Below are 26,100 nucleotides of genomic sequence, written 5' to 3'. Positions count from 1 at the left end.
CTACTTTTTCTTCCATTTTTTTCTATTCTATGACATCCAGGCAAAACATATAACGTTTATTCAAATCTCTAAAGAAAGATAAAATCAGGCTCAAGAAAACAGTTGAAAATATCACTGGTGATGATAGGCTATAAAGAACCTTGATCACATCTGACTGTGTAAGAAAAAACAGATAGGCTTCATTTTATACTCAGCTTACTTTTATTCTAAGTTAATACGGAGCTTGATTTTTTTATCAAAGGTCAGTTAAAAAGTGTGAAATTCTTAACGTTTCACACTTTATCAATTGATAGACCTTTAGATGCTTGCAAGCTGACGGATATAAGCTTGAATGAAGAAAATGGCTAAGCACTTAAGTTATCTCGTATTGGATTAACTGGGATTATGGAGAATAGTTCTCTTCAAAGGACTTAGAACTTCCTAGATTTTATCTTTTCACCTTGATCAAGATAAATCAGCGATAAAGCAAACGAGCTGCTCCTCGCCGCAGCTTTCTGCGCCAACGCTGCAGCTGAAGTGCTTTCTGATATTGTTTTGGATCACCAATCCAGTCAAACTCTCCCAGAAATTCAATAAAATCACCGCCGAAACTCTTTTTAAAATCATGGATGCCATAATAGGGATCATCCGGATTCAGAGCTCCCGATACGCCCTCAAAATCATAAGTTTTCGCCCCTCTTTGCCAACAATCTTCAATAACTGCGCTGTGCAGAGCGAAGGCCGCGCGGAAGTTTGGCAGAATCTTTTTTGTATACATATTCACGTTATACACATGCTCACCTTGCTGAATAATCAGTTTTGCTCCCAGTTTGATTTCTCCCTGCCCTTGATAATCATGGATTAATTCCGATATTTCCTGATCCAGAGCTGTTATTTGTTTCTGATTTTCTTCTAGGCGCTGCGGATTCACCAACGTTTCACGCTGCTTAATAAGCTCGCTGCGCAGCTTTTTCAGATTCGTTAATGCCTGATCCACATCAGCGCTGACCACGTACAGTCTTGCCTGATTGGGAAAGCATTCCATCAGCTGACGGAAATCCTTCGCTTTTTTCGGCAAAAAATGCAGCTTATGTGCTAATTCACGCTCCGCTTCTACAAGAATTGAAAGATCCTGTTCATCGCTTAATTGTACCTTAACCGCACGCTGAATATTCTTTTTCTGATAAGATGCATAATGCTTTATTTGTCTGCGGATTTTTTCCAACGGCTGATCCAGATTCAGACAATAAGTGAACCGCGACATGCGGTTGCCGCTGTATCCATAGGTATATCCAAGATGTTTATAGCCACAAGTTTCCATCCATGCCGCAACATTTTCATTATTGAATCCGCCGATCTTCACCTGACCATCTTTTTCATGCTCTAACCGCGGAACATTCAATTCCATGCGCAGATAAGCAGCACCCCGCTGTCTGGCAATGCGAGTTAATTCTTTAGCAAAAAAACCCAACGTTTCAGAATTTGTATAATCTAAATTAAAACCATAACAAATATAACCATATTCAATACCGCAAATTTTTTCCCATTGGATCAAAGCCGTGGCGACAATTTGATCCTGTTCATCCCGTGCGGATATTCGCTGGACTTCAATTCCCTGTTTCATACAAAGATCTCCGTAAAAATGGGTTTTTGAATAATGCGGAATTTTTCCTGCCGAAGCAAAGCGATCAAAAGGTTCAGGCTTTTCCTGTTCTATCAGCTTTAACATTTTTTCACCTTCCATCGCCGCACAGCTTTCAACCATGTAATCCCCTGATTGGTCAGAAGGGATAGAACCGGCATGACCGCAATTTCAAATTCTCCGATCATCTCTTCAATCTGAACCGGGAAATTACCTTTGAAAACACTGAGTCCATCATCCAAAGTGCCTTCAACTCCACCCAAATTACAACGGCGAATTCCCATCTTTTGAGCTTTTTCAAACAGTTTCCAATGCGTTAAATATGGGGCGCGGTAGGTCAGATATTCACTGTGTGTTCCAGCATACAGCACTTCCATCTGATCATCCTGAATCAAAGCCAGAAGACCGCACAGCGTCACTTCTGAAGCGCCTTCCTGCATTTTTTCTTCCAGGAACTCCTGTTCGCGATTTAAATTAACAATTTGCTCCTTTTCGTTCTTATTTAATTCATGGGATTTTTCCTGAAGTTCTCTTAACAGTTCAGTGATTTCCCTATGCCGTTGTTTCAAATTCAGACTTGCGGTCATCAGAACGGCTCTTTCTCCATATAAAGACATCAATCGTTTGAAGTATTCCGCACTGCGTAGATGAATTTTTTTACGGTGTTCTGTCAGCTTCATGACTTCCGCAAAATGATTCAGCTGATCTTCTCCTTCGTGAATCATAACTCCACATTTCTCCGCATGCCGAATGCTTCGGCGCGTCTTGGCATTCAATGCCTCCCAACTCATATTTTCCTGCAGCATTACGGCCTGAAAACGCGGCTGTGTCGCTTCCTTTAAGTATAAAGTATATCCCTTATGTTTGCACTTCAATGTACTCAGCAGCTGAATTACATTTCCCTGCTGATGATCACCACGCTCTTCATTGCGTTTGGCATACGGATAAGTTCGATCAATCAGATTTGGATCAAAGCGAATTGTAACCGCATGGCTGCGGCGAGCCAGTTTTTTGAGTTTCGTAAAGAAAAACCGAATCAAAGCTTCATCCTGATAATTCACAATCGGTCCATGCGGGATATAGAATAACTTCAATCCCAACGGCAGCGGCCGAATTAAAATCATGGCATAGGCCCGGATTGTGCCGCCGCGTCGGACGACAACCTGCTTCATTGCCCAGTTTTCTTTTACCTGACTCCAGCAAGTATGCTGAAGCAGATTGTTTTGCGGATGTCCTTCCAGAAAGATTTCGATCTCCTGCGGTTTGGGATGTTCATCAAAAACAAATTCATCTGCAATCATAATCATTCTCTCTTTCTTTCCCTGAACTTCGATCAGTTTGTCAAAATGATCGGATAAGCTTAGAGTCTACACATGTAGTTCTAACATCAGTCTACAATTGTAGCGTTTGTTTGTCAAATCCAATTTTGCTTATCCTCCGCTTTTTGTAATGATTTTCCGTATAAAATCCTGTTTTTAGGTTTTCAAAAAAGAACAGTTGCCCATTCTTTTTTGATTCTATCGTTTCTAATGATTTTTATCATTCCTTATCAGTGAAGTTTCTCAAATGTTAAATGTTCTATCAAAGATAAAGATTGTCCATTTATAGGATAATAACCCAAAGTTTGAAGATAATTAATTGACTCTTGAGACAACATCATATCCAGATCATTGACAAGACACACTATTTTATCTTCATTAAATCGATAAATTTCCTCTGCCGAAATTTCCTCTGGCCCATCATAGTCTAAATCTTCTTGACTTAATATCTTGAAAAGATAATAGCCATCACCATAAATACCACCATTGTTATAGTTGCGTATCCTGTCAATTGGCCATTCAATATATTGGAATCCAACACTTTTTGATAATTGATCATAGATCATAAAAACATCGGCTGGAACTATACCGTCTACAATAATCCGTAAATTCATCTGTGGTATTTCATAGCTTGTTTTTTGGCCATCGAAGATAGGGTCAATAATTGACGTGTATATTTCACTCTGGTTATAGATTTCCTTTTTCAATTGGGCTTCTTCTTCAAGACTTTCAAAATGTGATCCTGTTTCACTCAACTTTTGGAGAAGTTCGCGAATAATGCTGGTATAATCTCGATCCAATTTCACTAACCATTGATCAATACTAGCTAGATTGCCTTCATAAAAACATACCGTAATTGGTTCTAAAAAATAATAAGCATCATTGATCAATGCGCCTCCTGGATTAACAATTATCGTAAATAATGGATTCTTCGCGCTGTCCGGATTTTGATGCATCCAAGTACTGATTCCTACTTCGACATATTCACCTTTCAAATTAGAAAAAACATTAAAATAAGTATACTGATTAGGCTGTACCCATGCCCAATTAACTTCTTTAGCAGGCTGAAGATCTTTTGAAATATCTGGAATTGAAATCTTTTCGATATTTCCTTCGATCAAATTGAGTGTAAACTCCCCAATTTGAATTTCTGGTTGCTCATAGCCAATTAAATCGTAAAATGCATACAGCGCATATGGATCATCAGTATAGCTTACCTGCTCTAAATCATTCTTCACATATAACCAGTTTGGGTTTGTCCAAGCTAAATAATCTTGTCCATTATAGTGTATTTTCAAATCAAAATAATTGATTTTCCAGGCATCAAATTCAGTCATAGAATCCATTAAATTCTGCATTACTGCTAAAGCTTGTTTATCTTCACTCTCAAACATCATTTCCGCTGCTTCTTCATTTCTGCTGATCTGAAGTAATTGTTCTTCTGGCTCTGGGGTCTGGGCCTGAGTCTGACAGGCAACCAGCATGGAACCCATACCCGTACTGAGTAAAATCAGGACTAAGATTACGCTGCCCTTTTTCTTCCGTGAGGAATCAAATAGAGCCTGAATGCGTTTTTTCAGCGGCTTTCCCGATGAAAAACGGGTTGAGAAGGTGGTCATCGGCAAGCGTGTCTGCCGAATCACATCGACAAGCATCCGACCATAGACTGCCCGGACTTCTTTTGGCTGACCTTTTAACAAACGTTGATCACAAGCCATTTCCATATCATTCTCAGCCTGATAGTTCATCAGCCAGACGAAAGGATTAAACCAATGAATTGCCTGTGCCATACTCAATATGACTTTCTTCCATAAATCCTTTTGTTTGAGATGAATCAGCTCATGGGTTAAGATCAGATCCAGATTCTCATGATTGATCAGTTCGGGAGCAATAACGATAGAAGGCTTAATCAAGCCAATTGCCATCGGTGTAGGCGCGGAGCGGCTTGTAATTAAGACTGGTACTTTTCGGATGCTTAATTTTCGGCACAGACTTTTCAAAAGCCGACCTTGCGGACTTTGCGGCAATATAACCTGTCCGTGAACAAACAGAAGTTTTTTTACGCGATGATAATCTGAAATTAAGCGGAAGACAAAGATAAAAATGCCCGCGAACCAAATCCCGGCCAGGATCTGAATCAGTGAAATTGTCAATCCGGAAGAATCAACAACAGGTTCCCGATTTGACGAAGGCTGTTCGTAAACAGGTCTTGGGTTTGACAAGGGAGCGGGTGCTTCTGATTCAGAAGGCTGTTCAGAGTTTTCAACAATCGGTGAAATAAAGGTGTGGAGCTGGACAACCGCCTGGGGTACAGGGATCGTAATGGCCGGTACAGGCAGTGAAATATTCCAAGGCAGAATCAGTCGCAGTGCAATCGCAAGCCATGCCAGAACCGTTACTGAAGCTTGATATCGCTGATGCATTACTTTTGAAAACAGAATCAGAATCAGGATGAGAAAAGACATCGAAAACGAAACTTCAATCACCTGACTCAACAACTCAGTCATACCGATTTTCTTCCTTTTGGATCATGGCTTCCAGTTCCTGCAGATCTGCTTCTGTCAGACTTTCATTTTTTACCAGTGTCATGAATAAACTGCGTACAGATTTTCGATGAAAACGTTCAAAAAACCGAACGGTTTCCTGATCACGATATTCCTCCTCACTGATCAGCGGGACATAAGTCTTTAACCTCCCCTCTTTCATCACCTTAACATATCCCTTTTCTTCCAGACGGGCTAATAAGGCCTGAATTGTGGACATCGTCCAATCACGGTCGATGTGACGAGCAATTTCGGCGGTTTTTACAGGAATCTCACAATGCCAGATTGCAGTCATGACTTCCAATTCCGTATCCGGAAGTTTTTTTCTTTATTCATTCTTATCACCTCTACATTTGTCAATTTAATCATATCTTTACTCTTGACAATTGTCAATATTAATTCAGGCTTCCTTTTTGTTAAGAAAGGAGAACGTTGAAAACAATCAACCTACAAAAAAACTCTGCGGAAACAAGATCTTTTCTGCAGAGTCTAAACTTTTAATGGGTTGTTGGATTCACATGAATCATAATATGTTTGATGTCTGTAAACATGGCTTCGACCTGGTCATGAACCTGTTCCGCGATCGCATGACTTTCACGCAGAGGCATATCCCCATCCACTTTAATTTCCAGATCAATGTAAACCTTATTTCCAAACATCCGTGTGTGAAGGACATCGACACCGAGGACATCCGGCTGACTTTCAATAAATTCGCGTAATTCTGACTCATACACTTCATCACAGGAAGTATCAAGCATCTTTGTAAGCGCGTCTTTCAGAATATCATAAGAAACCTTCAAGATGAACAGACAGATTACCACGCTGGCTGCACTGTCCAGCACAGGATAACCCAACATTGCACCCGCAATTCCGATCAGCGATCCAACCGAAGAAAAGGCGTCAGACCGATGATGCCAGGCATCCGCCATAAACGCGTTGGAATTGATTTGTTTAGCATAATGCCGCGTATACCAGAACATGGCTTCTTTGCCTATGATGGAGATTATCGCAGCCAGAAGGGCAATTCCACCTGGAACAGCCAAGGTATCATAATGTCCTGCAGCAATATTCTTCAGTCCTGCAGCCCCGACGCCAAGACCGGTCATCAATAATAAAATTCCCAGAATCAAAGAAGCGACACATTCAAAACGTTCATGACCATAGGGATGTGATTTATCGGCTTCCTTCTTTGAAAGCTTAACGCCAAAATAAGCAATAACGGTAGTCAGCACATCCGAAAAGGAGTGGATCGCGTCGGAAATCATCGCGCTGGAATGACCGAAGAATCCGGCAATAAATTTAATTCCGGATAACACCGTATTTCCAACGATACTGACTAGAGATAAGTTTCTGATAATCTGATTTTCATCCAGCCTGCGCTGTTTTGAATTTGTCGGCTGAGCTTTTTGGTTGGTTGTCATAAAAGAATCCTCCTAAATTCCGCAAATGCGGCAGTAATGAGTTCTCTTATCAGCACGTCATCGGAGATAGAATATTCCACAAACAGATATAAAAAACGCACCTGTGGAACATACAACTGTCCCACAGATGCGCAAGGTTACGCTCTGCTGCCACTCTTGATGGCCCGGCCCCATGACCTCAACGGTTCATCGCCTGCTCAGTTTGTACTGTTGATCTCGCATTCCTAATCGAATGTAATGCAGTGCAAAGAGTTATTTCATACTACTTTATATTTATGCCGTTGTCAAGAAATTTGTGAGACGCTTTTTCATCCTTTTTCTTGCTTTTTCCCATTAGAAAATTCTGATTCCCTTCCGATCAGATAAAGCCGTTTTTTCTCTCGCCAACACGATTTTGAAAGAGCCAAAAAAAACGGTATGACCTTCGCCACACCGATTCTTCATCATTTAAATTTTAATTTGCTGCAAACCATTTTTCCCGTTTTAGGAAATAAGCTTTATTTCTTATTCGGCGTTTTAGTACGATCGTACATAATTTTCAGATGCCGCCGGCTGCCTTCGCCTTCGCTCTCTGTTTTAATGTACGGCCAATCCGCCAAATACTGATGGATCACCTTGCGTTCATCATTCGGCATTGGATCCAACGAGGCATCGACTTTCGTCCGCTGCACCGTTTTCGCGATCCGTCCGGCGATAGACTTCACTTTTTCATACCGTTCTTCTTTGTAATGATTGATATCAATCATAATTGAGAAGCGCTTGCGAAAAGCTGAATTTACAGCACCGCGGACAACGGTATTTAAAGCCTGAAGCGTCTGACCATTCTTGCCGATAATCACAGCGTTATTCTCCGCATTTAACATGATGCGGTAACCGCCGTCTTCATCAAAGATTTCGATCTCGACATCCTGATTCAAGCCAGTAAAGAACTCACCGATATAATTGAAGAGAAACTCTTTAACATCACAGGAAGCATAAACCTCAGCAGTAACTGAAGCTCCGATTCCCAGGAATCCTTGTTTTTCTTCGGTAACGAAATAAGTCAGTTCCTCAACGGACACACCCTTTTCTTTCGCTGCGGCATTCAGTACGTCATTTAATGTTTTTCCTGTGTATTTCTTCATAAAGTCCCTTCTTACGATTTTTTATCGATATAGATTAACTGAACGAACAAAGTCTTGAAGATCATAACCAGAGATGAAACAGCCCAGTAAATCGTCATGGCTGCCGGCCAGTTGATCGAGATGACAAGGATGAACACCATCATGTAGATCATCATGTTGCCGCCTGGCTGTTTGGTCTTCTCATATTTTCTATGGTGCGCTGCAGCTTCTTTTTTCGCTTTCTGCGTCGCCAAGAACTGCGGCAGCATCATGGAACCAATCTGGCAAAGAGCCATGAAGACGAAGATCACCAAATACAGCCACTGTCCCGACATAATTCCATGCAGCGGTGTTTCTTTCAGACTCAAGCCCCACATCGTACCATTGACGACGGTTTCTGCCCGCTGGACGGACAAATAGATCGCCATGATGATCGGCAGCTGAATGAAGGAAGAAATAATAGCTCCAAATGGATTGATTCCGTTGTCTTTGTATAAACGCTGCAGTTCCTGAGCCTGAGCCATCTGCGAACGTTCATCGGTCTTGCCTTCATACTTTTTCTGAATTCGATTCATTTCCGGCTGGATAACCTGCATCTTCTGCGTCATCACTGTCGATTTGATTGTGAAGATCAAAGTGATGATATGAACTAACAGAGTAACAACGGAAATGGACAGAGCCACTCCGACATACGGCGTCAGGAAGTTGATTAACTTGGATAATGGGAAAACGAAGAAAGCACTGAACCAGTTTTCGTTAGCCATCATGTACTTAAACGTCGTATCTGATGTGATTTGAATAACTTCTTTTGTTTCTGGATCTACCGGAGCCGTACATCCGCTGGCAAGAAATAGCAGCGCGACGAAGACCAGCAGCAGAAGCAGCTGTTTTTTACGATTTTTCATTGAACTCTCCTTAACTGAATAATCATGCGTACTTCTTTATTTTAACTTTTTTAATAAGGCTTTCCAAGTCTTTTTTGTTGTCTGAATAACTTTGTTCCAGAAACTTTTTCCTGACAATCAGGATTCCGTCAAAATTTTCATTAAAATCATAAATTTCCTGGAACATCATACGCACTTGACGCTTGGTTTTGTTTCTGACCACGGCATTGCCCAACTTTTTGCCGACGGAGATGCCAATCCGGCTTTGGTCCTCTTTCCGGGCTTTGACATACAGCACCAGCGAAGGACAGCTGACAAATTTCCGATGCTCAATAATCGTTTGAAATTCATCCGCTTTTTTAACCCGATATTTTTTCTTCATCTTGATTTATTAAAAAAGCCACCTGTGGGTGACTATTTTATGCCGACAAGATCTTTCTGCCTTTAGCACGACGGCGGGCTAAAACTTTACGTCCTCCGACCGTTTTCATGCGGGCTCTGAAACCGTGGACTTTTTGGTGTTTTCTTTTGCTCGGTTGATAAGTTCTTTTCATATTAAAGAGCCACCTCCAGTTCTTTTTATACAATAATGAGCAATTGCTGGTACATTATACAATAGTTTTTCTGTAAAAGTCAACTAAACTCCCTCGACTTCGATGCTGGATTTCTGCTTTTTTGAAAAAATGAAAGAACTTTTCAGCCTTTTTTGAGTTTTTACGTTTTTTTCTATCGTATTTCAATCTCTGAACGAGAAGACTGTATATTGAAACAGGCTTGCTGTCAGCGAAAAAATATTTTTCATTTTCATGCAGCTTAACACGAGTTTATTATTTATTGAACTATCTCTGCTTCTTCCTTCAGAACATTTCCACACAAAGATTTCAAAGCTAAAAAAAAGTCCCTGATCAAAATTTACAATCAGGAACTTTTTATTTGGAGATTCAATTTTCTTTAATTCAGCGAATCAATCCGTATTCTTTCATCGCCTTCGCAATTCCGTCCTGATCGATACGGGCTGTTACTTTTTCGACCAGCGGTTTTAATGACATCGTGCCATTGCCCATCAAAACACTGTGCGGAACATGCTTCAGCATTGGCAGATCATTGGTGCTGTCGCCGAACACATAACAATCCTGCAGTTCTACATTGTATTTCTGCCGAACCACATCAATGGCAGTCGCTTTGCTGCAGGCCTGCGGAACAATCTCCGCAAATCCATTGAAGCGGTCGATAAACTCAAAATGCATTTCTGTTAAAAACTGACGGAATTCTTCAAGGTTGCTGTGGTCATCATAAGCGATGCAGAATTTAACAAATTCAGACTCATGATCAATCCACGGCACAATGTTGTTAAAACCTTCGCTGCTCAGAATTTCCATTGATTTCACAAATCCATTTTTTACATGACCCAGACTGACATAACAAGTCGGCGTGTTTTCTCCGAATAAATCAATTTCGCAGACATCGGCTTTTTCCTTGATCTTCTGGCAAACAGCCTGGGGGATCTGATGACGGTACAACGCTTTTCCCTGAACCATAATTTCAGTGCCGCAGCCGCAGCAGTAACCATCAAAATTCAATTCTTTGATCCTATCTGAAACATGGGAATACGGACGGCCTGTATTGATAAACACGACGCTGCCGTTACGGCGAGCTTCGTGAAGCGCTTCAATCGTACTTTGCGGAATCTGATGGGTGTGTTCATCCACCAAAGTTCCATCGATATCAAAAAAGAGACATTTTTTCTTCATAGATCCTCCTTCATCTTCCTTTTCAGCCTGAAAACAGCCCCATTATAGAAGATGAAATGAGAAAAGAAAAGCCTAATCCTGCAAATTGTAATATTCTTCGACAGTTAAACCGCTTTCAAAGATTTTTTGAGCTTCTTCTGTTCCAAAATAGCGATAATGCCAAGGTTCAAAGATATATCCGGTAATCTCCTCTTTGCCTTCCGGATAGCGCAGAATGAAGCCGTATTTCCAGGCGTTTTCTTTCAGCCAGACGCCCTCATCCGTATCCTTGAAGCAGCCTTTGAGATAACAGTTGCCGCTGGTTCCGGATAAATCCGCTGCCAGTCCGGTCTGATGTTCGCTCTGACCCGGCTTGGCTGAATAACGGTTAGCTTCTTCCTCGCCATCGCGGGCAACATAGTTGTTGTATAAGGTTTTCTGATAATCATAAGAGCGGTAGCCGCTGCCGATCATCAGTGAAATACCGTCTTCTTTAGCCGCGTCAAACATGATCTTCATCGCATCGGCTGCTTCCTGACGCATCGTTACAGAAGATTTGGCCAGCGGGACATCCGGCTTGACCAGATCCGCCGGTTCGTAATCTTCCCCTAACGGACGCTGTTTGTTAACGATCAGGTTAATGCTGTCAAGACTGGTCAGATCCGGAACTTCCATCACGATATCTCCCTCATTTCCATCATTATTGGAAGCTGGGGTTTCCTCCGGCTCGGCAGTAGGCTGGGCTGTTTCCTGGGATTGAGGAGTTTCGGTTGGATTTAGATTGTCCTCATTGGGTGTTTTTGCTTTCTTTCCGCACCCGCCGACGCTGACGATCAGCAGGAAGGCAATCAACATCTTGGTCATTTTTAACATTTGCTCATCTCCTGTTCTTCCCGGTTTTTTTCCTGGATCATCCGCAGCGCTTCCGCTACGTCATGCACAATATATTTTGCCCGCGCCAGGATTTCCGGGTGACTTTTCTCCATGGCGTAGCTTTCTTCAATCAATTCAAACATTTCCAAATCATTGATAGAATCCCCTAAAACGGCAATCTCATACAACGGTACATGATCCAGCGATGCGACTTTCTGAATTCCGCTGGCCTTGTTGACGCCGGGTTTCATCATTGAATAGCCGTCATGACGGGTCATCACCGGATCATAGCCCAGTCGTGAAGCTTGTTCAGCCAGCTGCTTTAATGTATTCGGCTGATGACAAAGAATGACCAGAGATACAAAAGTCTGCGCCGGTTTGCGCTGAGCCAGCTCCGCCAGCGTCCAGGGCAGAATTTCACGATTATCCGGAACGTTGTCCGGGTCACAGAATTCATCGATATATTCCGACTTGCGGCCGGCAAAGCAATAATCGTTCTGATTGGTTATGCATAACAGTTCGGCGGGCTGATTTTCCAGCAAAGCCTGAAGGTGCCGGGCTTCTTCCAGCGTAAATATACTTTCATAGATCAGTTTCTGACGTGCGGTAACGTAAGCTCCGGAATACGCCACGGTATCAAAGCTGAACTGCCGGCCGTAAGTCCGCGGTACAAAGTCAGCGGGTCTGCCGGTGGCTAAGGCAAAGTGAACGCCGGAATTCACCGTGCGGTTAATTTCTCGAAGGTTTTCCACAGAAATCGTGTAATCCCCCTGCTCGTTGTCCTGAACTAATGTTCCGTCAACATCACAAAAGATCAAACGTATCATTTTTTAATCCTCACTTTATCGTAGTGTAATTATACCATCCCGTTAATGTTAAGCAAATCCTAAGATATCCACAGGAAAAACCGCGGCTTCTGTCTGTTCACAGGGTTTTCAGTCTTTTTTCAGCAGTGGAAAATTCTTTATCCACGCCTAATCCGCATTCCACATTAGATAGTTTTCCACAGTTGTGGATAATGGTGGATTATGTCATAAACACTTTTATAAAAGGCTATTTTGATATGGATAAAATCTTGACAACTTCCGAATTCTCCGAATTTATCCCCATTTTCCCCAAAAAAGTTATCCATATCCACTTATCCCCAGTTTATCCACAATAGAAAAGATGTGGATTGTGGTGGATAACTAGGTAAAAATAAACAATAATCACGGATTTAAGGGGAGTTATCCTGTGGAAAACTTTTTTTGGAAGAAAAACATCGTGGAAAAATGCTGACAAATTAGCTAAACTAGTAGTGCTAAGGAAACTTATCCACGAATGGGAGTTGTATAAAAATGACAGTAATGGATTCTTACTTATCCGATATCTGGAAGCGAACCCTGACGCTGATCTTAGAAAAGGGGAAACAGCAGGAAAAACTGGACAATCTGATCTTTAATCAGTTTTTCTCCGATTCCAAGCTGATGGACCTTGATGAAAAGAAAGCGCTGGTTGTCGTGCCCGGATATATCCAACAAACGATTATGATGCAGAACAAAGAGATCGTAGAGGAAGCGATCAGCGAAGTTCAGGAGCGGAAAATCAGCTGCGAAATCATCATGGAAAGTCAGCTGCAGAAAATCCGGCCGCTGGCGGCGAAGAAGAAAGCACCAGCAATTACCGGCTTAAACACAACGAATTTGATTCAGGATTACACCTTTGATAATTTCGTTGTCGGAGGAAGCAATCGGGAAAGCCACTCTGCGGCTCTGGCCTGCGCCTACAATCCAGGTCAGTTCTTCAATCCGCTGTTTATCTACGGCAATTCCGGCTTAGGGAAGACGCATCTGCTCAATGCCATCGGCAACTACGTCAGCGAACACGCACCGGACAAAAAAGTCTACTACACGACCAGCGAAGACTTCGTCAACGCCGTCGTCAATTCCATTAAAAATGGTCAAATTCAGGAATTCAAAGAAGAAATGAATGACCTGGACGTCCTGCTGGTCGATGATATTCAGTTTCTGGCCGGCAAAGAAAAGAGCCATGAAACGTTCTTCTACATCTTTAATGAATTGGTCAACAATAAGAAACAGATCTGCCTGACTTCGGATCGGCATCCTACCGAAATCAAAGGCCTGGAAGAACGTCTGATCAGCCGCTTCTCCTCTGGATTGTCCGTCGGTGTGGATTCACCTGAATTTGAAACATCCGTGGCCATCCTCAAAGTCAAGCTGGAAAAACAAAGCGTTGATCCTTCGATTATTGATGACGATGTTCTGGCTTATATTGCGTCCAACTTCTCACAGGATGTGCGTAAGCTGGAAGGGGCACTAAACCGATTATTGTTCTATTCGATCAATTTCTCCAACAGTACCCGCATCGATTTTAAAACTGCGGTTTCCGCTTTCCGCGGACAGGCGCAGACGATTGACAAAAACGATTTGACCGCTTCTAAAATCATCCGCTGTGTTGCCGATTACTACGGCTTAACAAAACTGCAGCTGGTTTCCAAAACGCGGACTAAGAATATAGCCACAGCCCGCCATATGGCCATGTATCTGTGCCGCAAGCATCTTGACATGCCGTATGTAAAAATTGGCGATGAATTTGGCAAACGTGATCATTCCACTGTGATGAGCGCCTGCGAAAAAGTGGAGAAGGGATTAAAGAACGACGATGTTTACCGCAAGGCTGTCAGCGAATTAGAGAAGCTCATGCAGGTGAATTAGTTAACCACTGCTTTCCACTTTATTTCCGCCGTCAAAAGTGATAAAATAAACCTGTATTATAAGGCTTTTTGAAACTTTATCCACTTTTCCACAGTCCTAATAGTATTGAACTTAAATACTAAATAAAAACACAAGGGAGGTACACCATGAATTTCAAAATCTCCAAGCGAGTTTTCTACTCCGCTCTGAACACCGTATCCAGAGCGATTTCTTCCAATTCTCCGTTACCCGCTTTATCCGGTATCAAAATTGAAGTGAATCAGGATTCGATTATTCTGACCGGAAGCGATTCCGATATTTCCATCCAGACCACCCTCAGCGGAAACGAAGAAGAAACCAATCTGATCGTGAAGGAAACCGGCTCCATCGTTATTGAAGCTAAATATATTCTTGAAATTGTCAGAAAGATTGACGCCGATGAAATTGAACTGGAAATCGTCGATGGCTCACTGACCAAGATCAGCGGGATGTCCGCAGAATTTAGAATCAACGGCATGCGGGCATTGGATTATCCGGCAATTGATTTCACCCGCCCAGGTCAGCAGTTTGAAATGGATGCTGACGTTTTGTTAAAAGTCATCAGCCAGACAACCTTTGCGACCAGCGATCGGGAAACCCGACCTGTCTTAACCGGCGTGAATATGAAATGCAGCGGCAAGCGCTTGGAATGCGTAGCGACGGATAGTTATCGCCTTGCTCGCAAGATAGTAAATTTGACCTCGGAGAATAACTTTAACATTACGATTCCGGCTAAAAGTTTAAATGAAGTTTCCAAAACGATTGCCCAGGACAGCAGCATCCTGATCGCAGTCTCTGATAAAAAAGCTCAGTTCTGGATCGGTGAAACCGTCATTCAGACCCGCTTGATCGACGGCGCTTATCCAGAAACCGCTCGTTTAATTCCGACAGAATTCGCGCATGAGCTGACCGTGGATTCCCGCGATATGCTCAATGCGATTGACCGGGCTTCATTTATCAAGAATGAAGGCATCTCCATCGTCAAGCTGAGCGCCAACAGCGAAGAAGTCGTTATTTCCAGCAAATCTCAGGAAGTCGGATCTTCGGTTGAAAATTTAAACATCATCGCTTATGAAGGCAATCCGCTTGAAATCTCATTCAGCGGCAAATATGTTTTTGAGGCAATCCGCGTTTTATCGGCAACAACGATCAAAATTATGTTCAGCGGTGAGATGAAACCCTTCGTCATCCGCAACATGGATGATGACTCGATTCTGCAGCTGGTTCTGCCGGTCAGAACGTATTCTTAAAACTTGCTGAAACACGAAATAAAAGGCACCCAGGCGGTGCTTTTTACTTGCTTTTGTGGTATAATCTAAGAGATAGGCCATAGGCAGGAAAGGACTCTGACAATGATCAAAATCGATACGGAATTCATTACCCTGGGACAGCTGCTGAAAATGACGGATTGGATCTCCTCCGGGGGTGAAGCCAAGTTTGCCGTCAAAGAACTAAAGATTCAGGTCAATGGTGAATCTGAAAACCGCCGCGGCCGCAAGCTTTATCCAGGGGACCAAATCAGTATCGAGGACAAGCGCTATACGATCGAACGATGAAGATCAATCAGATTCGCCTGAAGAATTTCAGAAACTATGATTCCTGCCAGCTGTTTCCGGATCCGCATATGAATGTAATCATCGGAAAAAACGCGCAGGGCAAAACCAATCTGCTGGAAAGCATCGTACTGCTTTCGACGACACGATCTCACCGGGCGATGCGGGATCAGGATATGATCCGCGAGGGGCAGGAATTCTGCAAAGCGGAATGCCGTCTGAATACTGAACCGGAGATGGTGCTGTCAGCGGTGATTCATGGAAAAGGAAAAACGCTGATGATTCATCAGAAGCCGGTTTCCCGATCCAGTGAATTCATCGGAAAGCTAAATGCGGTGCTGTTTGCGCCTTCGGATTTGGAACTGTTTGAGGCGCCGCCGAAGGTTAGGCGCCGGCTGATGGATGTTGAAATCGGCAAGGTTTCCCCGCGGTACATGCAGGCATTAAGCGCGATGATGAAGCTTCTAAAAGAACGCAACAGTTTGTTGAAACAGGAACGGATCGATCTGGCAATGTTGGAAGTTCTGGATCAGCAGATGATCGAACAGGAGCTGACCCTGATTGCCTTGCGCCGCCAGTTCATCGCCAAAATGAATGCGAATCTCAGCCTGAAATACAATGTGCTGGCAGGAGAAAATGCCACGGTGAGAGCGGCCTACCATACGATTACCGATAAAACAGAATTGAATGCCATGCGTGAAGAATTAGCGCGCAAGCTTTTGGAGAATCGGGAACGCGATCGGATCTTAAAAACGACGTCCAGCGGAGTTCATCGGGATGATCTGAGCTTTCAGCTCAATGACCGCGATGTGCTGAGCTATGCCTCGCAAGGTCAGCGGCGGATGATTGTTCTGGCCTGGAAGCTGTCCCTGATCGACTTCATTGCCGATCAGCTCAACGAGCTGCCAGTGCTGCTTTTAGATGATGTGTTATCGGAGCTTGACCAACAGAAAAGGGTAAACCTTTTTTCTTTGATTTCCCCGGAAATTCAAACGTTTATTACGACGACAGAAATTGCGGATCTGCTTCCGTTTCTGCCGCGAAAACCAAAAATTGCAGAAATAGACAGCGGTCAGATACGACCTTGGAAGGAGGACATGAATTAACATGGAAAAACCAGTAGAGCATTCTTATACCTCGCATGACATTCAAGTGCTGGAGGGGTTAGAGGCGGTCAGAAAGCGGCCTGGCATGTATATCGGTTCAACTTCAGAAAAGGGCCTGCATCATCTGGTCTGGGAAATCGTGGACAACTCGATTGATGAAGCTTTAGCCGGATATGCCACAGATATTGAAGTGAAAGTCGATCAGAACAACATTGTTACCGTGGAGGATAACGGCCGCGGCATGCCGGTTGAGATTCATGAGAAAACCGGTATTTCAACGGTAGAAACGATATTCACCGTGCTGCATGCCGGCGGAAAGTTCGGCGGCGGGGCATATAAAGTTTCCGGCGGTCTGCATGGGGTCGGCGCTTCCGTCGTCAATGCGTTAAGCGAATGGCTGGAAGTGACGGTTTATAAAGAAGGCAAGGTCTTCTTCATCCGTTTTGAAAATGGCGGCACGGCTGTGGCGCCGCTGAAGCAAATCGGCACTTGCGATGCTTCCAAGCACGGCAGCTTAGTCCGGTTTAAGGCAGATTCCACGATTTTTACGGAGACCGTAGCGTACAATCACGATGTTCTGTATGACCGGCTGCGTCAGATTGCTTTCTTAAACAAAGGCATCAAGCTGTTGTTTACCGATGAGCGGATGGAAGATGAAGCTAAGCGGACGCATACCTTTCTGTATGAAGGCGGCTTAAAGGAATACATCGCATTCTTAAATAAAAACAAATCGCCGATCCATGAAGAAATCATTTATGTAGAAGGCGAGCAGGACGGCATCCAAGTTGAAATTGCGATGCAGTACAATGATGGATACGTTCCGAATGTGTATTCATTCTGCAACAACATCAACACCGGAGAAGGCGGCACGCATGAGGAAGGCTTCAAGCTGGCGCTGAACCGAACATTGAACAATTATGCCAAAGAGGCGGGCCTGCTGAAAAAAGATGAGGAAGGTCTGCAGAGTGATGACGTCCGGGAAGGGCTGACGGCGATCATTTCCGTCAAGCATCCGGATCCGCAGTATGAAGGACAGACAAAAACGAAGCTGGGCAACGTTGAGGTGCGTAAAATTGTATCCAACATTCTGGGTGAGCAGCTGGAACGCTTCCTGATGGAAAATCCGAACAGCGCCAAGCTGATCATTGAAAAAGCCCAGCTGGCTTCCAAGGCCCGTCTGGCCGCAAAAAAAGCGCGGGAACTGACCCGCCGCAAGAGTGCTTTAGAAATCAGTTCGCTGCCGGGAAAACTGGCTGACTGTTCCAGCAAGAACGCAGAAATCTGCGAAATTTACCTGGTGGAAGGGGACTCCGCCGGCGGCAGCGCGAAGCAGGGAAGAAATTCCAAGTTTCAGGCGATTCTGCCGCTGCGCGGAAAGATTTTAAACGTTGAAAAGGCGCGTCTGCACCGAATTTTTGACAACAATGAAATCCGTTCGATGATCACAGCGTTCGGCGCTGGTGTAGGCGAGGAAGTCGATGTCACCAAGCTGCGCTATCATAAAATTGTCATCATGACCGATGCCGATGTCGACGGAGCGCATATCCGCACGCTGCTGCTGACATTCCTGTATCGTTATTTGCGTCCGGTCGTGGAAGGCGGATTCGTCTATATTGCCCAGCCGCCGCTGTATAAGATTCAAAAGGGCCAACAGGTTCGTTATGCTTACTCTGATGATGAATTGAATAAGGCGAAAGGGGAAATGGGCGACCGGCTGAACATTCAGCGTTACAAAGGTCTGGGTGAAATGAATCCGGAACAGCTGTGGGAAACGACCATGGATCCGGAAGTCAGAACGCTGATTCAGGTGACGATTGAAGACGCGATGGATGCGGATGCCGTATTCTCCATGCTGATGGGCGATGAAGTCGAACCGCGCCGCAACTTTATTCAGGAAAACGCCCATTTCGTTAAGAATTTAGATATTTAAGGAGGATCATAGATGGATGAGAATAACTTTAATCATGGAAATATAAAAACAACCAATATTTCCAGTGAAATGCGGACATCCTTTCTGGATTACTCCATGTCCGTTATTGTCGCACGAGCGCTGCCGGATGTTCGGGATGGCATGAAGCCGGTTCACCGCCGCATTTTATATGCCATGAATGACTTAGGCATTGTTGCCGACAAACCGCATAAGAAATCGGCGCGTATTGTCGGTGAAGTCATCGGTAAGTATCACCCGCATGGGGATACGGCAGTCTATGAAACAATGGTGCGCATGGCGCAGGATTTCAGCTACCGCTATCCATTAGTCGACGGTCACGGCAACTTTGGTTCTGTTGACGGCGATGGTGCGGCGGCGATGCGATATACCGAAGCGCGAATGTCCAAAATTTCCATGGAGCTGCTTCGTGATATCAACAAGGATACGGTTGACTGGATGGATAACTATGACGGGGAAGAACATGAACCGGTAGTTCTGCCTTGCCGTTTTCCGAACTTACTCGTCAATGGTACGACCGGCATTGCGGTCGGCATGGCGACCAACATTCCGCCGCATAATCTCGGTGAAACCATCGACGCTGTTTTTGCGATCATGGATAATCCGGATATCACCGTCATGGAATTGATGGAAGACTACATCAGCGGTCCGGATTTTCCTACCGGCGGCTATATTTTAGGCCGGGCTGGAATTAAGCAGGCTTATGAAACCGGCCGCGGATCCATCATGATTCGATCCAAGGTTCAGGTCGAAGACATGCCCAATGGCAAGAAACAGATTATTGTTACGGAAATTCCGTATGTTGTCAATAAAGCGGCACTGGTTGAGAAAATTGCCAGTTTGGTTCGTGAAAAGCTGATTGAAGGCATCACGGATCTGCGTGATGAATCCAACATGGAAGGCATTCGGATCGTGATTGAGCTGCGAAAAGATGTACAGAGTGATGTCATTTTGAATCAGTTGTACCGCATGACTTCTTTGCAGACGTCCTTTGGCGTGAATATGATTGTCTTAGTGGACAATGCACCGCGTCAGCTGGGTTTGAAAGACGTGCTGCAATGTTATCTCGATCATCAGATCGACGTCACTGTACGCCGGACTCGCTTTGAACTGAAAAAAGCGGAAGATCGTGCACATATCTTGGAAGGGTTGAAGATTGCGCTGGATCACATTGATGAAATCATCACGCTGATCCGAAATTCCAAGGATACTTCGATCGCGATGAACGGCTTGATGGAAAACTTCGGTCTGAGTGAAATCCAGGCAAAAGCGATCCTCGATATGCAGTTCAGACGGCTTACCGGTTTGGAACGGCAGAAGATTGAAGAAGAATATGACGGCTTGATGGCACAGATTACAGATTTAAAAGATATTCTGAACAATCATAGCCGGGTTCTGGAAATCATTCGTACCGAATTGTCGGAAATCAAGGAAAAATACAATGATAAGCGCCGTTCTGAAATCATCGACGCGGAAATTGATATGCAGGATGAAGATTTGATTCCGCAGGAAGACGTTGTGATCACGATGACGGTCAATGGCTATGTCAAACGGATTCCAGTCGATACCTATCGTCTGCAGAACCGCGGCGGCAAGGGCATCAAAGGCATGAGCATGCATGAAGATGATATTGTTGATCAGTTCTTGACGATGATGACGCATGATTACCTGCTGATGTTTACCAACCTGGGAAAAGTCTATCGGATTAAGGGATATCAAGTTCCGCTGGCTTCCCGGACATCGAAGGGAATCCCGATTGTCAATCTGCTGAATCTCGATAAGAATGAAAAAGTTCTGGCGATGGTTCCGGTGGAACGGGAGAATTCTCCAGCGAAATTCTTATTCTTCGTTACTGCTCAGGGAATTGTTAAACGAGTACCGATTGAAGAGTTTGAAAACATTCGTCAGTCAGGAAAGATTGCGATTAATCTGCGCGATGGCGATGAATTGATCAGCGCGAAGCCGACGACCGGCAGCAGTCAGATTTTGATTGCGGCGGCCAATGGTCAGGCGATTCGCTTTAACGAAACGGATGTTCGTCCGATGGGCCGAACCGCTACGGGTGTTAAGGGCTTCAATGTGAACGGCAGCCGGGTTATCGGCATGACCACTGATTTTGAAGGTCAGTATATCCTGTCAGTCACGGAAAAAGGTTATGGTAAGAAATCCAAGCTGGAAGATTACCGCATGACCAACCGCGGCGGTAAGGGTGTTAAGACGGTTCAGGTGACCGAGAAGAATGGACCGCTGGTCTTCCTGCGTGCGGTTAACGGCGATGAAGATTGTCTGATAATGACGAATGAAGGCATTGTCATTCGTATCAGTCTGGAAAAGGTTTCGGTGTACAGTCGGAATACTCAGGGTGTGAAATTGATTTCCGTTGAAGATGACCAGAGCGTTTCTACTGTGGCTATCGTTTATAAATCAGAAGACGATGAAGAAACAGAAGAGGATACGGAGAACAACGAATTCAATTCAGAGCTTGAAGGAGAAACAGCCGGGGTTTTAGAAGCGGAATCAACGGTGAACTCCGAATCGGAAGATATTGCTGAATAGTCATTAAAAGAGTGCAATTTTAAAAATTAGAAAAAAGCTATAGTTCATTGTAAATATAGCTTTTTTTCATTTGTTTTATGCATATAATAAGAAAGATGATTATTTTAAAGTTATGAGTGAATTCATTCATAAAATCAGAAATAACGGTTTGAATATTATTTAATTAAGATTATCCTGTCGTATATCGAAAAATAAATTATGGAATGCTAAAAGAAGACAAGTCAGATCAAGCAGAAGAGATTTGAAATTTCTATAATATTAGAGTAGCAGCGGAAGGAGAATGAAAATGTTTGAGTGGCAGAAGCAAATTCAGATAATCGTGGATGAGATTGATGAAAGTATAAAGCAGCATCAGGATGAAGCGCTGACATTGCATAATCTTGCACAGCGATTGGGTTATTCTGAATTTTACATGACACGGAAATTCAAAGCTATTTCCGGTATGGTCTTTCGGGATTATCTGCGATATCGAAAACTGGCTTTCGCATTGAAAGAAGTGCGTGACAGCAAGAAAAGTATGATTGAAATTGCATTCAGCTATGGATTTTCTTCCCATGAGGCCTTTACCCGAGCCTTTAAACGAATGTATGGGATCACACCCAGTCAGTATCGAAAAAATCCAAAGTCTGTCATTCTGCGCACAAAAATTCATTCCTTCGACCGCTACTTTTTAGGATTAGGAGAAATTGGAATGATGAAAACAACAGAAGACTTAAAAATTTACTTTGTCACAATTCCGGCGCATCAGTTTTTACACATTAAAAATTATGAAAGTAATGGTTATTGGGATTTCTGGCAGAAACAAAGCTTAATTGCAGGTCAGGATCAAGCTACGATTTGTGGTTTGCTGGACAGTATTAAAGGTAAGTTGGATGATGAAGGTGGAAGTGATACGGACAGCGGAAGCGGCCAGGTGATGGCGTATATCAATGATCCGCAGGGAAGACTCTGTGATTGGGGATTTCCTCGCATTGAATGTTATGGTGTTCGCCTTCCTCTTGATTATCAGGGGGATATTCCTGATTTGATGACGTTGACAGCGATTCCGGAAGCAGAATATCTTGTTTTTGAACATGGACCATTTAATTATGAACAGGAAAACCGCAGTATTGAGGAACAAGTTGAAAAAGCCATGGCAGAATTTGATTTCACGGAAACAGGATATTGTTACGATACAATCACACCGGGGAGAATCGTATATTTCTATTTTAATCCTGAGCGATTTTGGAAATATATTCGGCCTGTTCGTAAAATTGCTGATTAAACGAGATTTATTTGTGAGAATACAGACTAAGAAGAAGTTTATTTTCTTAAAATCAGGTCAAACTGATTAAGAAGGTGAAAGAATGACAACGGTTTAGTTTTATCCATTGACAAAAAAATGACCCTTGATTAAAATGAAGGTGTTAAAACGTAGATGAGGACAAGTAAGTTCATGATTATCTTTAGAGAAACAGTGGATGGTGAAAACTGTTGATAATTTGTACTGAAATCCACCTCGGAGTGAAAGTGAACCTTTCCGGTTATCGCCGTTAACGATTCAAGTGATCGATGTTTCACGTGAAACATTGGTAATTAGGGTGGCAACACGAGGCATCGTCCCTGAATGGGCGAGCCTTTTTTATGTTAAAAGGAGGAAATAGTCATGCTGGACATTAATTTGTTGCGTACAAATCCAGAAGTAGTCAAAGAAAACATTAAAAAGAAGTTTCAGAATCAAAAATTGGAATTAGTCGATAAGGTTGTTGAGCTGGATCGCCAATTCCGAAAAGCGAAGACTGACGGCGACAGCTTAAGAGGGCAAAGAAATGCCATCAGCAAGCAAATCGGCGGATTTATGAAGCAAGGACTTAAAGACAAGGCAGAAGAGGCCAAGAAAGAAGTCGCTAATATTGCTAAGCAGTTAGCTGATTTAGAAGTGAAGGAAGAGGAACTATCAGCCGAAATTAAAAAAATCATGCTTGTTCTTCCGAATATCATTGATGAAACAGTTCCGATTGGCAAAGATGACAGCGAAAATGTGGAAATTGAGAAATTTGGTGAGCCGATTGTGCCTGAATATGACATTCCATACCATACCGACATTATGGAAGCTTTCGATGGCATTGATCTGGACAGTGCACGAAAGACAAGCGGCAATGGATTCTACTATTTGAAAGGCGATATTGCCCGACTGCACTCTGCAATCCTATCTTATGCCCGTGATTTCATGATTGATCGGGGATTTACTTACTACATTCCGCCATTCATGATCCGCAGTGATGTTGTAACAGGAGTTATGAGCTTTGCGGAAATGGAAAATATGATGTATAAAATTGAAGGAGAAGATCTGTATTTGATCGGAACGAGTGAACATTCCATGATTGGCAAGTTCATCGACACGATTATTGATGAAGAGAAGCTCCCGCAGACATTAACCTCGTATTCTCCTTGCTTCCGTAAGGAAGTAGGCGCTCATGGAATTGAAGAACGCGGTGTTTATCGTATTCATCAATTTGAAAAACAGGAAATGATCGTTGTCTGCAAACCAGAAGATTCTAAATACTGGTATGATCAGCTTTGGAAGAATTCCGTTGATTTCTTCCGTTCCTTGGATATTCCTGTAAGAACTCTGGAATGTTGTTCTGGTGATCTGGCTGATTTAAAAGTAAAGAGCTGTGATGTTGAGGCATGGTCGCCGCGGCAGAAGAAGTATTTTGAAGTTGGAAGCTGTTCCAATCTGGGTGATGCTCAAGCTCGCCGCCTTGGAATTCGTGTTCAGGGTAAGGAAGGCAAATACTTTGCGCATACCTTGAATAATACCGTTGTTGCACCGCCAAGAATGCTGATTGCTTTCCTGGAGAATAACTTAAATGCCGATGGAACAGTGAATATACCTGAACCATTGAGAATGTATATGGGCGGAAAGACTAAAATCGAGAAAAAGTAGAGCTAAAAGGGGAGATTTCCCCTTTTTGTATGAGGAAAATCTGTATGATAAGAAAGATGGAAGAAAGAGATCTGGATAGGGTTATTCAGATCTGGTTAGAAGGTAATCTTCAGGCACATCCCTTTATTAATTCTAGTTATTGGAAATCCAATCTGAGATTAGTTCGTGAGATGCTGCCGAGGAGTCAGGTATTTATTGATGAACAAGAAGGAATTATCACTGGTTTTATGGGATTGAATGGCAACAAAATTGAAGGCCTATTTGTTAATTCGAACTTTCAATCAAAAGGAATCGGACGTTCTCTGGTACAGTTGGCAAAATCAATCCATAATGAATTAACCTTATGTGCCTATAAAAAGAATAAGAAGGCAATCGCATTCTATAATAAAGCAGGTTTTAACGTTATTGAACAGAGAACAGAGGAAGAAACACAGGAAGAAGAGTTGCTTATGAGGTGGAAGAAATCTTATTGATAAGAATAGAAGCTTTGATTGATAAAATCATAATGTTTCACGTGAAACATAAAATTCATGCGGCCTTTTTATCCGAGTGAGTAAATCTAAAGAATAAAATTAAAGCATAGACAAGAATTTTTTATTCGATTATGATAACCACGGAGATGGCGCCAGCTCCTGATATCAGGAGGATAAAAATGAACTATTTGAATTTAAAAGGAACCCCAAAAGAAATCGGTTTTCAATGCGGAAAATATTTTGCCAAACAGGGAATTAATATTTCAGACACATTACCACCAAGTACGGAGGAACGAAAAAAGTACAGCACCGCAGTAAAACCAATCTATAAACAAAAATATCCAATGCTTTTGGAAGAAATAGAGGGACTTGCGGAAGGAAATGGTTGTAATGAAGAAGCATTAATGACATTTCTTCTAAGCATGTATACCTATACTGCAATGAATTTTTGTACCTGTATTGCTGGAATTGATGAGAATGGACATCCTTTATTAGGAAGAAACAGCGATTTCCTTATAGCCATGCAGTCAATGTATTCCCATTGCCTTATTCAACCTGCGTCAGGCTATGCTTTCATTGGAAATACAACAGGTTTTGTTGAAATGGAAGATGGGATGAATGAGAAAGGTCTGGCTGTCGGAATGACCTTTATTTACAGTAAGGAGAAACATTTGGGTATAAATGCAGGAATGATTGTCAGAATTCTTTTAGAACAGTGCAAATCAGTCGATGAAGCGATATTATTGCTTAAAAAAATGAGAATCGGCTCAGCACAAACATTCACTTTGGCGGATCGAGAGGGAAATAGAGCGATTGTTGAATGCAATGCAAAGAGAGTGGAGGTCATTCAGTCAGATTCTGTTCTTTTTGCTGTAAATCAATTCACCAGTAATTCCATGAAGTCCTATAATCCAATAAATATAGATGATATGGAGTCTGATCGCCGCTTAAAAACCTGCAGGGAAGCCTTAAGTCATTCAGACAGACTGAGTGCAGATTGTATGCGGGAGGTATTGAGTGGAAAACAAGGCTTTCTTTGCCAATATGATCGCAGCAGAGGCGGCGATACAGTCTGGTCAGTGATCTATGATCTAAATGAAATAGCTGTTTTGTTCTGTGATGGCAATCCATCACGAAAACTATTTAAGAAACTAGATGAAAGACTTAATCGTTAATTTTGGTATTAACCTGATTGATTAAAGATGAATTTTGTTGTTTCACAATGCGTATTCTCTAATCCTTAATGTTTCACGTGAAACATTGTAAAGATCACTTAAAACCAGGATTAATCATTCACAGAATCCTTGAG

General features: G+C 42.9%; 22 protein-coding genes, 1 riboswitch and 1 other annotated feature. Of the genes, 10 read left to right on the top strand and 12 right to left on the bottom strand.

The window, feature by feature from the left end; genetic code table 11:
• Window positions 1-454: 454 nt before the first annotated feature.
• From BN162_RS16395 to BN162_RS16345, 12 genes are all read right to left on the bottom strand, one after another.
• On the bottom strand, window positions 455-1,708 hold the full coding sequence (locus BN162_RS16395; RefSeq protein ID WP_244264206.1) for a lipid II:glycine glycyltransferase FemX: 1,254 nt from the start codon (window positions 1,706-1,708) through the stop codon (window positions 455-457).
• Entirely contained in the window at window positions 1,702-2,922 is a 1,221-nt protein-coding gene (locus BN162_RS16390; RefSeq protein WP_020226219.1) for a peptidoglycan bridge formation glycyltransferase FemA/FemB family protein, read from the bottom strand. The genes BN162_RS16395 and BN162_RS16390 overlap by 7 nt, the downstream gene beginning before the upstream one ends.
• 248 nt (window positions 2,923-3,170) lie before the next feature.
• On the bottom strand, window positions 3,171-5,447 hold the full coding sequence (locus BN162_RS16385; protein WP_020226218.1) for a M56 family metallopeptidase: 2,277 nt from the start codon (window positions 5,445-5,447) through the stop codon (window positions 3,171-3,173).
• Window positions 5,440-5,787 carry a BlaI/MecI/CopY family transcriptional regulator gene (locus BN162_RS16380; RefSeq protein WP_261797864.1) on the bottom strand — a complete coding sequence of 116 codons (348 nt, stop codon included), beginning with the start codon at window positions 5,785-5,787 and terminating at the stop codon, window positions 5,440-5,442. The genes BN162_RS16385 and BN162_RS16380 overlap by 8 nt, the downstream gene beginning before the upstream one ends.
• A 193-nt stretch (window positions 5,788-5,980) precedes the next feature.
• Window positions 5,981-6,904, bottom strand: a complete 924-nt coding sequence (locus BN162_RS16375; RefSeq protein WP_020226216.1) for a cation diffusion facilitator family transporter — start codon at window positions 6,902-6,904, stop codon at window positions 5,981-5,983.
• 114 nt (window positions 6,905-7,018) lie between these two features.
• Window positions 7,019-7,115: riboswitch (NiCo riboswitch) on the bottom strand.
• Window positions 7,116-7,401: 286 nt separating this feature from the next.
• Window positions 7,402-8,028, bottom strand: a complete 627-nt coding sequence (locus BN162_RS16370) for a Jag family protein (RefSeq protein ID WP_020226215.1) — start codon at window positions 8,026-8,028, stop codon at window positions 7,402-7,404.
• 11 nt (window positions 8,029-8,039) lie between these two features.
• The gene (gene yidC / locus BN162_RS16365; RefSeq protein WP_020226214.1) at window positions 8,040-8,912 is read right to left on the bottom strand and encodes a membrane protein insertase YidC; all 873 of its coding nucleotides are present in this window, start codon (window positions 8,910-8,912) and stop codon (window positions 8,040-8,042) included.
• 22 nt (window positions 8,913-8,934) lie between these two features.
• Window positions 8,935-9,273 (bottom strand): ribonuclease P protein component, encoded by a 339-nt coding sequence (gene rnpA, locus BN162_RS16360; protein ID WP_020226213.1) that lies wholly within the window; start codon window positions 9,271-9,273, stop codon window positions 8,935-8,937.
• A gap of 37 nt (window positions 9,274-9,310) precedes the next feature.
• On the bottom strand, window positions 9,311-9,445 hold the full coding sequence (gene rpmH, locus BN162_RS18470; RefSeq protein WP_072685186.1) for a 50S ribosomal protein L34: 135 nt from the start codon (window positions 9,443-9,445) through the stop codon (window positions 9,311-9,313).
• Between the two features lie 402 nt (window positions 9,446-9,847).
• Window positions 9,848-10,642 (bottom strand): HAD family hydrolase, encoded by a 795-nt coding sequence (locus BN162_RS16355; protein WP_020226212.1) that lies wholly within the window; start codon window positions 10,640-10,642, stop codon window positions 9,848-9,850.
• Between the two features lie 72 nt (window positions 10,643-10,714).
• The gene (locus tag BN162_RS16350; protein ID WP_020226211.1) at window positions 10,715-11,494 is read right to left on the bottom strand and encodes a M15 family metallopeptidase; all 780 of its coding nucleotides are present in this window, start codon (window positions 11,492-11,494) and stop codon (window positions 10,715-10,717) included.
• On the bottom strand, window positions 11,488-12,321 hold the full coding sequence (locus BN162_RS16345) for an HAD family hydrolase (protein ID WP_020226210.1): 834 nt from the start codon (window positions 12,319-12,321) through the stop codon (window positions 11,488-11,490). The genes BN162_RS16350 and BN162_RS16345 overlap by 7 nt, the downstream gene beginning before the upstream one ends.
• Before the next feature lie 510 nt (window positions 12,322-12,831).
• Here BN162_RS16345 and dnaA point away from each other — a divergent pair.
• From dnaA to BN162_RS16295, 10 genes are all read left to right on the top strand, one after another.
• A complete protein-coding gene (gene dnaA, locus BN162_RS16340) occupies window positions 12,832-14,208 on the top strand; it encodes a chromosomal replication initiator protein DnaA (protein ID WP_020226208.1) in 1,377 nt (458 codons plus the stop codon).
• 146 nt (window positions 14,209-14,354) lie between these two features.
• Entirely contained in the window at window positions 14,355-15,476 is a 1,122-nt protein-coding gene (dnaN, locus tag BN162_RS16335) for a DNA polymerase III subunit beta (RefSeq protein WP_020226207.1), read from the top strand.
• Window positions 15,477-15,578: 102 nt separating this feature from the next.
• Window positions 15,579-15,782, top strand: coding sequence for a S4 domain-containing protein YaaA (gene yaaA / locus BN162_RS16330; RefSeq protein ID WP_020226206.1), 204 nt, complete (start codon window positions 15,579-15,581; stop codon window positions 15,780-15,782).
• A complete protein-coding gene (gene recF, locus BN162_RS16325; protein WP_020226205.1) occupies window positions 15,779-16,885 on the top strand; it encodes a DNA replication/repair protein RecF in 1,107 nt (368 codons plus the stop codon). The genes yaaA and recF overlap by 4 nt, the downstream gene beginning before the upstream one ends.
• A gap of 1 nt (window position 16,886) precedes the next feature.
• Window positions 16,887-18,815 carry a DNA topoisomerase (ATP-hydrolyzing) subunit B gene (gene gyrB, locus BN162_RS16320; protein WP_020226204.1) on the top strand — a complete coding sequence of 643 codons (1,929 nt, stop codon included), beginning with the start codon at window positions 16,887-16,889 and terminating at the stop codon, window positions 18,813-18,815.
• 12 nt (window positions 18,816-18,827) lie between these two features.
• Complete coding sequence (gene gyrA / locus BN162_RS16315; RefSeq protein WP_020226203.1) at window positions 18,828-21,389, top strand: DNA gyrase subunit A; 2,562 nt, start codon at window positions 18,828-18,830, stop codon at window positions 21,387-21,389.
• 286 nt (window positions 21,390-21,675) lie between these two features.
• Window positions 21,676-22,653 (top strand): helix-turn-helix transcriptional regulator, encoded by a 978-nt coding sequence (locus BN162_RS16310; RefSeq protein ID WP_020226202.1) that lies wholly within the window; start codon window positions 21,676-21,678, stop codon window positions 22,651-22,653.
• A 141-nt stretch (window positions 22,654-22,794) separates the two neighbouring features.
• Window positions 22,795-22,996, top strand: a binding site (T-box leader).
• 38 nt (window positions 22,997-23,034) lie between these two features.
• The gene (serS, locus tag BN162_RS16305; RefSeq protein WP_020226201.1) at window positions 23,035-24,318 is read left to right on the top strand and encodes a serine--tRNA ligase; all 1,284 of its coding nucleotides are present in this window, start codon (window positions 23,035-23,037) and stop codon (window positions 24,316-24,318) included.
• Between the two features lie 44 nt (window positions 24,319-24,362).
• Entirely contained in the window at window positions 24,363-24,791 is a 429-nt protein-coding gene (locus tag BN162_RS16300; RefSeq protein WP_020226200.1) for an N-acetyltransferase, read from the top strand.
• 179 nt (window positions 24,792-24,970) lie between these two features.
• On the top strand, window positions 24,971-25,966 hold the full coding sequence (locus BN162_RS16295) for a C45 family autoproteolytic acyltransferase/hydrolase (protein ID WP_020226199.1): 996 nt from the start codon (window positions 24,971-24,973) through the stop codon (window positions 25,964-25,966).
• Window positions 25,967-26,100 lie beyond the last annotated feature (134 nt).

It is taken from the genome of Holdemania massiliensis AP2, assembly GCF_000327285.1.
In the GTDB taxonomy this organism is placed as follows: domain Bacteria; phylum Bacillota_I; class Bacilli_A; order Erysipelotrichales; family Erysipelotrichaceae; genus Holdemania; species Holdemania massiliensis.
The sequence above is the reverse complement of the archived record's forward strand: the minus strand, read 5'-3'. Positions and strand labels throughout refer to the sequence as shown.